This window comes from Kitasatospora sp. NPDC059827, from assembly GCF_042731675.1.
Taxonomy (GTDB): Bacteria; Actinomycetota; Actinomycetes; order Streptomycetales; family Streptomycetaceae; genus Kitasatospora.
The window spans coordinates 16,714-29,966 of the sequence record NZ_JBHWIV010000100.1 but is presented as its reverse complement, the minus strand read 5'-3'; the positions used below and the strand labels follow the sequence as shown (position 1 = coordinate 29,966).

At 72.3% G+C, this 13,253-nt stretch carries 11 protein-coding genes; 7 read left to right on the top strand and 4 right to left on the bottom strand.

Annotation, left to right across the window (positions count from 1 at the left end; translation table 11 throughout):
* Positions 1-66: 66 nt before the first annotated feature.
* From ACFV8H_RS36330 to ACFV8H_RS36320, 3 genes are all read right to left on the bottom strand, one after another.
* Positions 67-642: a TerD family protein gene (locus tag ACFV8H_RS36330; RefSeq protein ID WP_375887783.1), complete on the bottom strand. Its 576-nt coding sequence runs from the start codon at positions 640-642 to the stop codon at positions 67-69.
* A 186-nt stretch (positions 643-828) separates the two neighbouring features.
* On the bottom strand, positions 829-1,287 hold the full coding sequence (locus ACFV8H_RS36325; protein ID WP_380408365.1) for a peroxiredoxin: 459 nt from the start codon (positions 1,285-1,287) through the stop codon (positions 829-831).
* A gap of 302 nt (positions 1,288-1,589) precedes the next feature.
* A complete protein-coding gene (locus tag ACFV8H_RS36320; RefSeq protein ID WP_375887778.1) occupies positions 1,590-2,030 on the bottom strand; it encodes a DUF3052 domain-containing protein in 441 nt (146 codons plus the stop codon).
* A gap of 517 nt (positions 2,031-2,547) precedes the next feature.
* Between ACFV8H_RS36320 and aceE the strand changes: the two genes are divergently transcribed.
* Both aceE and ACFV8H_RS36310 read left to right on the top strand, forming a co-directional pair.
* A complete protein-coding gene (gene aceE / locus ACFV8H_RS36315) occupies positions 2,548-5,298 on the top strand; it encodes a pyruvate dehydrogenase (acetyl-transferring), homodimeric type (RefSeq protein ID WP_380408363.1) in 2,751 nt (916 codons plus the stop codon).
* Between the two features lie 99 nt (positions 5,299-5,397).
* Complete coding sequence (locus ACFV8H_RS36310) at positions 5,398-5,844, top strand: nitroreductase/quinone reductase family protein (RefSeq protein ID WP_380408361.1); 447 nt, start codon at positions 5,398-5,400, stop codon at positions 5,842-5,844.
* 67 nt (positions 5,845-5,911) lie between these two features.
* Here ACFV8H_RS36310 and ACFV8H_RS36305 read toward each other — a convergent pair whose 3' ends face one another.
* Complete coding sequence (locus ACFV8H_RS36305) at positions 5,912-7,519, bottom strand: MFS transporter (protein WP_380408359.1); 1,608 nt, start codon at positions 7,517-7,519, stop codon at positions 5,912-5,914.
* A 217-nt stretch (positions 7,520-7,736) separates the two neighbouring features.
* Between ACFV8H_RS36305 and ACFV8H_RS36300 the strand changes: the two genes are divergently transcribed.
* The 5 genes from ACFV8H_RS36300 to ACFV8H_RS36280 all read left to right on the top strand — a co-directional run bounded on the left by ACFV8H_RS36300 (position 7,737) and on the right by ACFV8H_RS36280 (position 13,076).
* Positions 7,737-8,423 carry a TetR/AcrR family transcriptional regulator gene (locus tag ACFV8H_RS36300; RefSeq protein WP_380408357.1) on the top strand — a complete coding sequence of 229 codons (687 nt, stop codon included), beginning with the start codon at positions 7,737-7,739 and terminating at the stop codon, positions 8,421-8,423.
* 133 nt (positions 8,424-8,556) lie between these two features.
* On the top strand, positions 8,557-9,861 hold the full coding sequence (locus tag ACFV8H_RS36295; RefSeq protein WP_380408355.1) for a sensor histidine kinase: 1,305 nt from the start codon (positions 8,557-8,559) through the stop codon (positions 9,859-9,861).
* Positions 9,858-10,532: a response regulator gene (locus ACFV8H_RS36290; RefSeq protein ID WP_380408353.1), complete on the top strand. Its 675-nt coding sequence runs from the start codon at positions 9,858-9,860 to the stop codon at positions 10,530-10,532. Before ACFV8H_RS36295 ends, ACFV8H_RS36290 begins: the two co-directional genes overlap by 4 nt.
* A gap of 139 nt (positions 10,533-10,671) precedes the next feature.
* A complete protein-coding gene (locus tag ACFV8H_RS36285; RefSeq protein WP_380408351.1) occupies positions 10,672-11,793 on the top strand; it encodes an alpha/beta hydrolase in 1,122 nt (373 codons plus the stop codon).
* 32 nt (positions 11,794-11,825) lie between these two features.
* The gene (locus ACFV8H_RS36280; protein WP_380408349.1) at positions 11,826-13,076 is read left to right on the top strand and encodes an acyltransferase; all 1,251 of its coding nucleotides are present in this window, start codon (positions 11,826-11,828) and stop codon (positions 13,074-13,076) included.
* Positions 13,077-13,253: the final 177 nt, after the last annotated feature.

Below are 13,253 nucleotides of genomic sequence, written 5' to 3'. Positions count from 1 at the left end.
GCCCCGGACCTCGAAGGTCCGGGGCCGCCCCGGGGACCGCGCAAGACCCTTGCGCCGCAGGAGGACTCAGACGTTGACGCCGAAGTCCTGGGCGATGCCGCGCAGGCCGGAGGCGTAGCCCTGGCCGATGGCGCGGAACTTCCACTCGCCGCCGTTGCGGTAGAGCTCGCCGAAGACCATCGCGGTCTCGGTGGAGGCGTCCTCGGAGAGGTCGTAGCGCGCCAGCTCGACGTTGTTCGCCTGGTTCACCACCCGGATGAACGCGTTGCGCACCTGGCCGAAGTTCTGGCCCCGGTTCTCGGCGTCGTAGATCGACACCGGGAAGACGATCTTCTGCACGTCGGCCGGGACGGTGGCCAGGTTGACCTTGATCGCCTCGTCGTCGCCCTCGCCCTCACCGGTCAGGTTGTCGCCGGTGTGCTCGACCGAGCCGTCCGGGCTCTTCAGGTTGTTGAAGAACACGAAGTTCCCGTCCGAACCGACCTTGCCCTGCTCGTTGCAGAGCAGCGCACTGGCGTCCAGGTCGAAGTCCGTCCCGGTGGTGGTCCGGACGTCCCAGCCCAGGCCGACCACGACGGCCTGGAGACCCGGCGCCTCCTTGGTGAGCGAGACGTTGCCGCCCTTGCTGAGGCTGACTCCCACGTGTCCTCCAAGAATCGGGAGGCACGGGTGGTGCCCCCGGGTGGTGCGGTTCGCGGCGCCGACCGACGAAAAACGGACGTACGCCGCACTCCGCCAACGGCCCGAGCGTAGTACCGGGTTCCCGTACGCACGCCCGAACGGCGGGGCCGGAGGGTCGCACGGGCCCCGTGGGGCCGTCCGGGGGGCTCAGAGGGCCGCCAGGGCCTTGAGGTACTCCTGCTCGTCCCGGGCGTCCGGGAGGCCGTTGACGACGCTCCAGCGCACCGTGCCGGCCTTGTCGATCACGAAGGTGCCGCGCAGCGGGCAGCCCTTCCGCTCGTCCAGGACGCCGTAGGCCCGGGTGACCTCGCCGTGCGGCCAGAAGTCGGCCAGCAGCGGGAACTCCAGGCCCTCCCGGTCGGCGAGGACCCGCTGGGAGAACTGCGAGTCGCAGGAGACGCCGAGCACCTGGACCTCGTCGTTCTGCAGCCCGGCCAGCTCGCGCTGGATCGCGCCCAGCTCACCGGTGCAGACGCCAGTGAAGGCGAACGGGTAGAAGACCAGGACGACGTGCTTGCGGCCGCGGAAATCGGCCAGCCGGACCGTCTCCCCGTGCTGGGTGCTGAGCTCGAAGTCCGGAGCCTGGGTGCCGATCTCGACGGCCATGAGCGGGACCTTTCTGACGCGATCTGGCCGCGCTACGGGCACGGCAGGCGACATCCTCGCATCCGTTGACCGACGTTCGGCCGAACGGATGACGCCGCCCACCGGAAGGCCCACCCCTTCCGCCCTGAGCGAACGCGCGGAACACCCCGGCACCCGACCTCCGGAACGCCTCGACACCCGACTCCCGGAGCACCCGGAACGCCCGCCCGCCCGGAGAGCCGCACGGACGCCCGCACGAAAAAGCGCCGGGCCCCGACGGAGGAGATCCTCCGAAGGGGCCCGGCGCGAGGCTCGGGGCCCGTTCAGCGCTGCTTGGGCTGCTTCGCCGTGGACTTGGTCGCCAGTCGGGTCGCCGCCCAGTCCTTGGCCACCGCGATCGAGCTGGTCTGCGACAGGCCGGAGGTCTTCGCCGCGTCCGCGATGTCGGACGCCTCGATGTGGCCGTCCCGGCCGGTCTTGGGCGTCAGCAGCCAGATCAGCCCGCCCTCGGCCAGGTACTCCAGGGCGTCCACGAGGGAGTCGGTGAGATCCCCGTCCTCGTCGCGGTGCCACAGCAGGACGGCGTCCGCGACGTCGTCGTAGTCCTCGTCGACGAGCTCCGTCCCGGTGATCTCCTCGATGCCCTCACGGAGATCCTGGTCAGTGTCTTCGTCGTACCCCAGCTCCTGGACGATCTGGCCTTCTTCGAAGCCGAGACGGGTCGCCGGGTTGGACTTGTCCGCGGGGTCCGCGGTCGCGCTCACGGGAATAACCTCCAGTATTCGGCCCGGCATCCATGCCGAGGCTGTGGCCGTAGTCCACACGGGCGCGGCGGTTCGCGCAAGTACCCGACCGCCGATCCCCCCCAAAGGTTGACGTGTCGCAGCGGGACACGCCGGGCGAGGTGTCGGGAATCACACCGATTTGCCCTTCTCTGCGTGGGACAAGGATGCTTCGGGTGGTCCCGGCCCACAGGCCGTACGCGTGCCCGAGATGCGAACGGCATTCGGGGTCCGCGCGTGCGCGGGCGTAGAGTCTCCTGTTGGCCCTCACCCCGGCCGCCCGCCATCGGGCGGACGGGACACCAGGTCGGACCACCTCTTTTCGTAACACCCGGGGGTGTGCGGAGCGGACGAAGAAGCCCGCGACGCGCACCACCAGACCGTTCCGTCCACCAGGCGGAACGGTTACCGATCGGTAGAGATGACGGATCTCCGAGCGCGGTAGCACGATGGAGGCGGCGCGACACACCTCAGTTTCGACCGACAGTGAAGGAACAGCGTGGCTTCCGGATCCGATCGCAACCCGATCATCATTGGCGGCCTTCCGAGTCAGGTCCCGGACTTCGATCCCGAGGAGACCGCGGAATGGCTGGAGTCGCTCGATGCGGCCATCGACGAGCGGGGGCGTGAGCGTGCCCGTTACCTGATGCTGCGGCTGATCGAGCGCGCCCGCGAGAAGCGTGTCGCCGTGCCCGAGATGCGCAGCACGGACTACGTGAACACCATCGCGACCAAGGACGAGCCGTTCTTCCCCGGCAACGAGGAGATCGAGCGCAAGATCCTCAACGCGACCCGCTGGAACGCGGCCGTCATGGTCTCCCGGGCGCAGCGCCCGGGCATCGGCGTCGGTGGGCACATCGCCACCTTCGCCTCCTCCGCGTCGCTGTACGACGTCGGCTTCAACTACTTCTTCCGCGGCAAGGACGCCGAGGGCGAGTCGGGCGACCAGATCTTCTTCCAGGGTCACGCCTCCCCCGGCATCTACGCCCGCGCCTTCCTGCTGGACCGACTCACCGAGCAGCAGCTCGACGCGTTCCGCCAGGAGAAGTCGAAGGCCCCGTACGGCCTGTCCAGCTACCCGCACCCGCGGCTGATGCCGGACTTCTGGGAGTTCCCGACCGTCTCGATGGGCCTCGGCCCGCTCGGTGCGATCTACCAGGCGCGGATGAACCGCTACCTGGAGCACCGGGGCATCAAGGACACCTCGGACTCGCAGGTCTACGCCTTCCTCGGCGACGGCGAGATGGACGAGCCCGAGTCGCTCGGCCAGCTCTCGCTGGCCGCCCGTGAGGGCCTGGACAACCTGACCTTCGTGGTCAACTGCAACCTGCAGCGCCTGGACGGCCCGGTCCGCGGCAACGGCAAGATCATCCAGGAGCTGGAGTCCCAGTTCCGGGGCGCCGGCTGGAACGTGATCAAGCTGGTCTGGGACCGCAGCTGGGACCCGCTGCTCGCGCAGGACCGCGACGGCGTCCTGGTCAACAAGCTGAACACCACGGTGGACGGCCAGTTCCAGACCTACGCCACCGAGACCGGCCAGTACATCCGCGACCACTTCTTCGGCGGCGACCTGCGCCTGCGCGCCATGGTCGAGAACATGACCGACCAGCAGATCCAGCACCTGGGTCGCGGCGGCCACGACCACAAGAAGATCTACGCGGCGTTCAAGGCCGCCCGCGAGCACCAGGGCCAGCCGACGGTCATCCTGGCCCAGACGGTCAAGGGCTGGACGCTGGGCCCCAACTTCGAGGGCCGCAACGCCACCCACCAGATGAAGAAGCTGACGGTCGAGGACCTCAAGCGCTTCCGCGACCGGCTGCACCTGCCGATCACCGACAAGCAGCTGGACGAGGGCTACCCGCCCTACTACCACCCGGGCCGCGACTCGGAAGAGATCCAGTACATGCACGACCGCCGCAGCGAGCTGGGCGGCTACGTGCCGACCCGCAAGGTGCGCCCGCGCAAGCTGGAACTGCCCGGCGACGACGCGTACAAGGCGGTCAAGAAGGGCTCCGGCAACCAGACCATCGCCACCACGATGGCGTTCGTCCGGGTGCTCAAGGACCTCATGCGGGACAAGGGCATCGGCAACCGCTTCGTGCCGATCGCGCCGGACGAGTACCGCACCTTCGGCATGGACTCGCTGTTCCCGTCGGCGAAGATCTACAACCCGCTGGGCCAGACCTACGAGTCGGTCGACCGCGACCTGCTGCTGGCCTACAAGGAGTCGCCGACCGGCCAGATGCTGCACGACGGCATCTCCGAGGCCGGCTGCACCGCCTCGCTGATCGCCGCCGGTTCGTCCTACGCGACCCACGGCGAGCCGCTGATCCCGGTGTACGTCTTCTACTCGATGTTCGGGTTCCAGCGCACCGGCGACCAGTTCTGGCAGATGGCCGACCAGCTGGCCCGCGGCTTCGTGATCGGCGCCACCGCCGGCCGCACCACGCTGACCGGTGAGGGCCTGCAGCACGCCGACGGCCACTCGCACCTGCTGGCCTCGACCAACCCCGGCGTCGTCGCGTACGACCCGGCGTACGGCTTCGAGATCGCGCACATCGTCCAGGACGGTCTGCGGCGGATGTACGGCTCCAGCGCCGAGCACCCGCACGGCGAGGACGTGTTCTACTACATGACCGTCTACAACGAGCCGATCAAGATGCCGGCCGAGCCCGAGAACGTGGACGTCGAGGGCATCCTCAAGGGTCTGCACCGGTACGCGCCGGCCACCGCCGGCCAGATCCCGGCCCAGATCCTCGCCTCCGGCGTGGCCGTGCCGTGGGCCCTGGAGGCCCAGCGCATCCTCGCCGAGGAGTGGAACGTCAAGGCCGACGTCTGGTCCGCGACCTCCTGGAACGAGCTGCGCCGCGACGCGGTGGAGGCCGAGGAGTTCAACCTGCTGCACCCCGAGGAGCAGCAGCGGGTGCCGTACGTCACCCAGAAGCTCCAGGGCGCCGAGGGCCCGGTCGTCGCGGTGTCCGACTGGATGCGCGCCGTTCCGGACCAGATCGCCCGCTGGGTGCCGGGCCAGTACCAGTCGCTGGGCGCCGACGGCTTCGGCTTCGCCGACACCCGCGGTGCGGCCCGTCGCTTCTTCCACATCGACGCGCAGTCGGTCGTCCTGGGCGTGCTCACCGAGCTCGCCAAGCAGGGCAAGATCGACCGCTCGGCGCTGAAGGAGGCGATCGACCGCTACCAGCTGCTGGACGTGACCGCGGCCGACCCGGGTGCCGCCGGCGGCGACGCCTGATCACCCGCTAGCGCCTGAGAGGGGCCGGACTCCCGTACGGGGTCCGGCCCTTCGGCGTTCCCGCCCCGGACACCCGGGTCAGGTCCTACGCTCGACGCCATGACGAACCAGAGCACGCACCACCACCCCGAACCCGCCGACGGCGCGGGAGAGTTCAACCGCAAGGTGATCGCCGAGTTCCGGGCCGGCGAGGGGGTGGTGGGCGGCGACCTCGCCGGGATGCCGCTGCTGCTGCTCACCGTGGTCGGCGCCCGCAGCGGCGAGCCGCGCACCACCCCGCTGGTCCACCTGCCGGACGGCGAGCGGCTGGTGGTCTTCGCCTCCAACGGCGGCAGCGACACCGACCCGGTCTGGTACCGCAACCTGGTCGCCCACCCGGAGGTCACCGTCGAGCTCGGCGCCGAGCGCTACCCGGCCGTGGCGGCCGCGGTCGACCCGGCCGAGCACGACGCGCTCTGGGCCCGCCAGTTGGCCGCCCAGCCGCAGTTCGCCGAGTACCGCGAGGCCGCCCGGACGATCCCGCTGGTGGCCCTCACCCGGGTCTGAGCGGCACCCCGGGCAGCACGACGGCCCCGGACTCCCCCACGGAGTCCGGGGCCGTCCGCCGGCCGGCTCAGATGTGCACGGCCGGGCCCGCGTCGGTCTCGCCGCGGCGGGTCAGCAGGGCCAGCAGGGCGGCGCCGAACGCCACCACCGCGGCCACCGCGAAGGCCAGCGACATCCCGCTGACGAAGGACTGGTGCACGGCGCCGGCCATCAGGTCCACCGCCTGCTGCGGGGTGCCGGGCGGGGCCGGCGGGGTGATGCCCAGCTGGGCCGCCTGCTTGAGGCCCGCGGCCGCCTGCGGGTCCTCGACCGGCGGCAGACCGGCCTTCGCCCAGTTGCCGGGCAGCACGTCGCCGACCTTGGCGGCCATCAGGGCGCCCAGCACGGCGGTGCCCAGGCTGCCGCCGACCTGCATCGCGGCCTGCTGGAGGCCGCCGGCCACGCCGGACAGCTCCAGCGGGGCGTTGCCGACGATGACCTCGGTGGCGCCGACGATGACCGGGCTGATGCCGAGGCCCATCAGGACGAACCAGAGCGACATCACGCCGGTGCCGGAGCCGGTGTCCAGGGTGGACATGCCGACCATCGCACCGGTGGTGAGCAGCATCCCGACCATGATCGGGATCCGCGGGCCGAGCTTGCCGATCGCGATGCCCGCCAGCGGCGCGCCGACGATCATCATGCCGGTCATCGGCAGCAGGTGGATGCCGGCGTCGACCGGCTTCATCCCGTGCACGTTCTGGAGGTAGAAGGTCACGAAGAAGATCGCGCCGAAGAACGCGAAGGCCATCAGCACCATCAGCAGCACGCCCGCCGACAGCGGCACCGAGCGGAACAGGCTCAGCGGGATCAGCGGCTCCTTCGCCCGGCCCTGCCAGAGCGCGAAGAGCACCATCAGCAGCACCGCGCCGCCCAGGAACAGCAGCGTCCGGGCGTCGCCCCAGCCCCACTCGGGGGCCTTGATGATCCCGAAGACCAGCGCGAACATCCCGACCGAGAGCAGCCCGATGCCCGGCAGGTCGAAGGACTTCGCGGCGTTCTCGGCCCGTACGTCCTTGAGGATCCACAGGCCGAGGGCCACCGCGGCCAGACCGACCGGGATGTTGATGAAGAACACCGACTCCCAGTTGACGTGCTCGACCAGCAGGCCGCCGACGATCGGGCCGGCCGCGGTGGACGCGCCGATCACCCCGCCCCAGATGCCGATCGCCATGTTGAGCTTGTCGGCCGGGAAGGCCCCGCGCAGCAGGCCGAGCGCGGCGGGCTGGAGCAGCGCGCCGAACAGGCCCTGGAGGACGCGGAAGGCGATCACGGTCTGGATGTTGCCCGCGAAGCCGATCGCGGCCGAGGTGGCGGCGAAGCCGACCGCGCCGACCAGGAAGGTGCTCTTGTGGCCGAAGCGGTCGCCGATCTTGCCGGCGGTGATCAGGAAGACCGCGAGCGCCAGCAGGTAGCCGCTGGTGACCCACTGGATCTCGGAGGGCGCGGCCCCGAGCTTCTCCTGGATCACCGGGTTGGCGATCGCGACGATCGTGCCGTCCAGGGCGACCATCATCACGCCGACCGCGACGGTCAGCAGGGTCAGCCAGGGGTGCCCCTTGAGCCCTCCCCCGGCCGGCGGCTTCGACGGCGGCGCCGCGTCCGCCTCGGAGTTCTTGACGACGGACTGACTCATCTGGGCCCTCCGGGGGCGTGACAGAGACCGGCACGTGGTGGTGGCGCTGCGACGACCCACCCGTCCCCACGAGTGCCCGGCCGACGAGCGCCACTCCGGCAGATTATGTCAGCGACTGACATTCGGCAAACAGTGACTTGTGGCCGGAACTGCCATTTGTCAGGCGGCTAAGGTTGTGCTCCCACCCGCCACACCCGCGCCCCGGAAGGCCCCCGCCATGGCCGCTCGCACCCCCCACCCCGTCGGCACCCCGGAGGACCTCGGCCGGGCCCCCGGCCTGCGCGAGCGCAAGAAGCAGCAGACCCGGGACGCCCTGGTACAGGCCGCCCACGCGCTCTTCCTCGGCCAGGGCTTCGCCAGGACCACCGTCGACGAGATCGCCTCCGCCGTCGACGTCTCCCCGCGCACCTTCTTCCGCTACTTCGCCAACAAGGACGAGGTCGCCCTCGCCGTGATGGCCGACGCCGAGGACTACTTCATCCACTGCCTGCGCCACCGGCCCACCGAGGAGACCCCGCTCCAGGCCCTGCGCGCCTCGATCGTCCAGGCCTGGCGCGACCTCGGGAACGCCCGGGCCTCCGGCCCCAACTCCATCGGCAGCGCCCTCGAACTGCTGCGCATCATCGAGGACACCCCCGCCCTGCTCGCCGCCCACCTGCGCCGGGTCACCGAGCAGGAGCGGCTGGTGGTCCAGGTGCTCGCCGAACGCGAAGGACTCGACCCCGCCGAGGACCTGCGCCCGGTCGTGCTCGCCGCCGTCTTCGGCAGCCTGCTGCGCGCCGCCCACCTCTCCTGGACCGCCGAGCAGGAACCGGCCGGCCCCGAGGGCATGGTCGTGGTGATCGAGCGCTACTTCGACCAGCTCGGCCCCGCCCTGGCCGGCCACTGGCGCGACCGCCCGTAGCGCCCTTAGCGCCCTTAGCGCCCTTAGCGCCCGCCCGTAGTACCCGGGTACCACCCCGTACCCGGGTGGTACCCGGAGGTTCGCGCTCCAGTCCGACGCGCGACCCGGGCCCGTGCTCCTAGGCTGGCCCGCGATGAAGACGCTCACCGCCGCCGACGCCCGCAGGTTCGCCGCCCGACAACTGCGCACCCTGAGGCAGAACCTGACCATCCCCAGCGAGAACGAGACCCCGCTGCTCGGGAACTCCCGCCGACGCTGGGTGCGCAGGATCCCGTTCGCCGTCGCGATCATCCTCCAGGCCTCGCTGATCCCCTCCGGGATCGCCACCCTGGTCGGCTTCTACGGCCTGGTGCTGCCGGTCGCCGCCGCACTCACCGTCGCCCAGACCACCCCGCTGTTCCTCGCCATCACCCGCCCGCTGGCCGCCTGGTGGATCAGCGCCCCCACCCTGGTCCTCACCGCCGCCATCACCGCCCGCCACCACCAGCTGATGGGCAGTTGGCCGTGGACGGCGCCGATGATCATCGCGTACCTCTTCCTGCTGCTCGCCCTCGGGCTGCGCGAGCGCCGGGCCACCGTGATCTCGGTCTGGATCGCCACCTTCCTGCTCACCGTCCTCACCACCACCCTCGGACTGCCCCGGGCCGGCGACGGCACCACCGTGCTGCTGATCGCGCTCAGCGGAGCCGTCCTGCTGCTCGGCTGGGCCGTGCAGGACCGCGCGGTCGCCCGCCGGCTGCTCACCGAGCAGGAGCAGATCAGCGAGGTGGAGCGCGAGCGGCGCACCCTGCTGGAGGAACGCGCCCGGATCGCCCGGGAGTTGCACGACGTGGTGGCCCACCACATGTCGGTGATCGCGGTGCAGGCCGCCAGCGCGCCGTACCGGATCCAGGGCGTCCCGGACGACGCCGCCGAGGAGTTCACCGCGATCGCCGGCACCGCACGCGAGTCGCTGGCCGAGATGCGCCGGCTGCTCGGGGTGCTGCGCAGCGAGGACGCCTCCGGGGAGAAGGCCCCGCAGCCGGGCGTGGCCCAACTCACCCAGCTGGTCGAGACGGTGGGGCGGGCCGGGGTGCCCGCCGAACTGGCCGTGGACGAGGGGCTGGCCGAGCTGCTGCCGCAGGCCGTCGGCCTCTCCGTCTACCGGATCGTCCAGGAGGCGCTGGCCAACGTGGTCCGGCACGCCCCCGGCGCCCGGACCTGGGTGTCGCTGTCGGCGGACGGCCCGGAACTGCGGCTCACCGTGGTCAACGCGCCCCCGTCCCAGCACACCGAGTCGCTGGAGGCCTCGGTCGAGGGCACCGGGCACGGCCTGGTCGGCATGCGTGAACGCGTCCGGCTGGTCGATGGCAGGCTGGACACCGGCCCGCTGCCGGACGGCGGCTTCAAGGTGGCCGCCGTCCTGCCGCTCGACCCACCCCAGGAGACACCCGTATGACCATCCGCGTGATCATCGTCGACGACCAGGCCATGGTGCGGGCCGGCTTCGCCGCCCTGCTCAACGCGCAGAGCGACATCGACGTGGTGGGGGACGCGGCGGACGGCGCCCAGGCCCTGGAGGTCACCGGCCGCACCCACCCGGACGTGGTCCTGATGGACGTCCGCATGCCCGTCATGGACGGCCTGGAGGCCGCCCGGCGACTGCTCGACCCCGAGGTCCCCGGCGCCCACCGGCCCAAGGTGCTGATGCTGACCACCTTCGACGTGGACGACTACGTGTACGAGGCGCTGCGCGCCGGGGCCAGCGGCTTCCTGCTCAAGGACGCCCCGCCGGCCGACCTGATCGCCGCGGTCCGGGTGGTCGCGGCCGGCGAGGCCCTGCTCGCCCCCTCCGTCACCCGGCGGCTGATCGCCGACTTCGCCCGCAACAAGCCCGCCAGGCGCCGCGACCCCAAACTGCGGCTCAACGGCCTGACCCCGCGGGAGACCGAGGTGCTGGGGCTGATCGCCCGCGGCCTGTCCAACCAGGAGATCGCCGCCCAGCTGGTGCTCGCCGAACAGACCGTCAAGACCCACATCGGGCGCATCCTCGGCAAGCTCGACCTGCGCGACCGCGCCCAGGCCGTCGTGCTGGCCTACGAGTCCGGCCTGGTGACCCCCGGCGAGTAAGGGGGGTTGTCCCCCTCATACCCCGGTAGCACCGGGTAGTTGGCCCCGCGGTGTGACGTCCGCGGGGCCGTCGTCTTCTTACCTTCCTCCTCGTCGAAAGCCGAAGCCGGCTGCCGAACGGACGAGGGAGAACAGGGACATGCGCAAGCTCCGTACCAAGCGGGCGCTCGCCGCCACCGCGCTGGCGCTGGCGGCGGTGCTCGGCGCGGGTGGCTGGGCCGCCGACACCCAGGCCGCCGTCACCGGCCCGCCGCCCGGCAGCGCCGCCTGGACCGCCGACACCGCACTCGGCCTGCGCCTCCCCGACCCGGCCACCAGCACGCCCGCCCAAGTGGCCGCCTTCTTCGCCGGGTTGACGCCCGCCCAGCAGCAGGCCCTGGCCGCCCGGCACCCCCTGGTGGTCGGCAACCTGGACGGCGCCCCGGTCCCGCTCCGGTACCGGGCCAACACCCTGGCCCTCACCGCCGAACGCGACCGGGAACTCGCCCGGACCACCGACCCGGCCCTCACCCCGCACGTCCAGCAGGCCGCCCGCACCCGCGCCGAGCGCTACCGCACCCTGCTGGACGGCGGCCGGCAGGTCCTCGCCTTCGACCCGCGCGGCCGCGGCCAGGTCGCCGAGGTGTTCGGCGACCTCGCCACCGCCCCCCGCACCGCCGTGATCGTCCCCGGCTCGGACATCGACCTGCTCACCTTCGACCGCGCCACCGAGCCGTACGGCACCCCCGCCGGCATGGCCCGCGCCCTGTACCGGGCCACCGACGGGCGGACCGCCGTGATCGCCTGGGCCGGCTACACCACCCCGGTCGGCGTCGGCGTCGACGCCGCCACCGAGGACCTCGCCCGGGCCGGCGCCGACCGCCTCGACCGGTTCCTGGACGGACTCGCCGCCACCACCACCCCGCAGGCCCCGCCCACGGTGTTCTGCCACAGCTACGGCTCGGTGGTCTGCGGCCTGGCCCGCCCGACCCCCGCCCGGGCCTCCGGCCTGGTGGTGCTCGGCTCGCCCGGCATGGGCGTCGACTCGGCCGCCGACCTCGACCCCGCGGTGCCGCTCTGGGCCACCGCCCGCAACGACTCGGACTGGATCGGCGACGTGCCCAACGTCCGGTTCCTCGGCCTCGGCCACGGCGCCGACCCGACCGAGCCCGGCTTCGGCGCCCGCCCGCTGCCGTCCACCGGATCCCACGGCCACACCGGCTACTTCACCCCCGGCACCGCCTCCCTCGCCGCCTACGCCGCCATCGCCCAGGGCCGCTGAGCCCCACCCCCCGCCAAGGAAGGAACACCACCATGGCCCGCCCCACCAGCACCCTGCCCCACCCCGTCGCCACCCTGCGCCGCGCCGCCGCGAAGGTCGACGCGAAGACCCCCGCGAGCCGCGACCGCGCCCTGGACGGCCTGCGCGCCCTCGCCCTGCTGTCCGTCCCGATCGGCCACTGGATGCTCGGCGGCCTGACCCTCTCCGCCGACGGCGCCCTGCACAACGCCAGCCCGCTCTCCGCCCTGGGCGGCCTCGCCCCGGCCAGCTGGGTGCTCCAGATGCTCGGGGTGTTCTTCCTGGTCGGCGGCCACTCCTCGGTCCGCTCGCTGGAGCGGGCCCGGGAGAAGGGGCTGACGTACGGGAGTTGGCTGCGGGCCCGGACGGTCCGGCTGCTGCGGCCGGTGCTGGGGGTGACGGCGGTGTGGGCGCTGCTGATCCCGCTGCTGCCCCGGCTCGGGGTGCCCGCGGACACCCTGCGCACCGGCGCCACGCTGGTGGTGCAGCCGCTCTGGTACATCGGGGTGTACCTGGCGCTGACCGCGCTCACCCCGCTCTGCGTGGCCTTCGGGCGGCGGCTCGGCGCGTGGTCGGCGGGCCTGCTGGTGGCCTCGGTCGCGCTGGTCGACCTGCTGCGGTACGGGCCGTGGGCCGAGGCGGTGCCGTCCTGGGTGGGGCTGCTGAACCTGCTGCCGGGCTGGATGTTCGGCTACCAGCTGGGCGTGCTGTGGGCGCAGGGCCGGCTCGGCCGGTCGGCCGCCCGGGTGCTGCTGTTCGGCGGCGCGGCGCTGTTCGCGGTCCTGCTGGTGGTGTTCCACTACCCGGCGAGCATGGTCGGGGTGCCGGGCGTCGAGCGGACCAACTCGCACCCGCCGTCCCTGCTGGTGCTGGCCCTGGCCGCGGTGCAGTGCGGCGCGGCGGTGCTGCTGCGGGAGCGGCTGGGCCGGCTGCTGACCCGCCGTCCGCTGCTGTGGCTGCCGGTGGTGGCGGTCAACCTGTCGGCGATGACGATCTTCTGCTGGCACCAGAGCGCGATGCTCGCGGTGGCGGTGCCCGGCGCGGCCGGTCTGGGCGCCGTGCCGGGGCTGACGACCGCGCCGGACTCGCTCGGCTGGGTGGCCGCCCGGCTGGCCCTGCTGCCGCTGTTCGGGGCCGCCCTGGTGACGATCGGGTGGTTCACCCGGCGCTTCGACGGGCCGTGGACGGCCTTCTCCCGGGCCGGCAAGGCGCTGGCGGGCACGGCGGCGGCGCTGTTCGCCGCGTACGCGCTGGGCATGGTGTGACGCCCCGGCGACCACGCCGGCGATCACCGCTCCGAAGGGGCGCGCAACCGAACGGTGCGCGCCCCTTCGGCCGTTCCAGCGCATCCCCGGAAGGGGCACCGCTCCAAGGGAGGCACGGCACATGCGCGCCACCACGCACTGTGATGTTCTGTGACGGTCGGCGACCATCGCTGGACC

What these genes read in the sequence shown, in the direction of transcription:
- ACFV8H_RS36290 (WP_380408353.1), top strand. Translation starts at nt 9,858, where the DNA reads ATGACCATCCGCGTGATCATCGTCGACGACCAGGCCATGGTGCGGGCC.
- ACFV8H_RS36285 (WP_380408351.1), top strand. Translation starts at nt 10,672, where the DNA reads ATGCGCAAGCTCCGTACCAAGCGGGCGCTCGCCGCCACCGCGCTGGCG.
- ACFV8H_RS36295 (WP_380408355.1), top strand. Translation starts at nt 8,557, where the DNA reads ATGAAGACGCTCACCGCCGCCGACGCCCGCAGGTTCGCCGCCCGACAA.
- ACFV8H_RS36325 (WP_380408365.1), bottom strand. Translation starts at nt 1,287, where the DNA reads ATGGCCGTCGAGATCGGCACCCAGGCTCCGGACTTCGAGCTCAGCACC.
- ACFV8H_RS36310 (WP_380408361.1), top strand. Translation starts at nt 5,398, where the DNA reads ATGACGAACCAGAGCACGCACCACCACCCCGAACCCGCCGACGGCGCG.
- ACFV8H_RS36280 (WP_380408349.1), top strand. Translation starts at nt 11,826, where the DNA reads ATGGCCCGCCCCACCAGCACCCTGCCCCACCCCGTCGCCACCCTGCGC.
- ACFV8H_RS36305 (WP_380408359.1), bottom strand. Translation starts at nt 7,519, where the DNA reads ATGAGTCAGTCCGTCGTCAAGAACTCCGAGGCGGACGCGGCGCCGCCG.
- ACFV8H_RS36300 (WP_380408357.1), top strand. Translation starts at nt 7,737, where the DNA reads ATGGCCGCTCGCACCCCCCACCCCGTCGGCACCCCGGAGGACCTCGGC.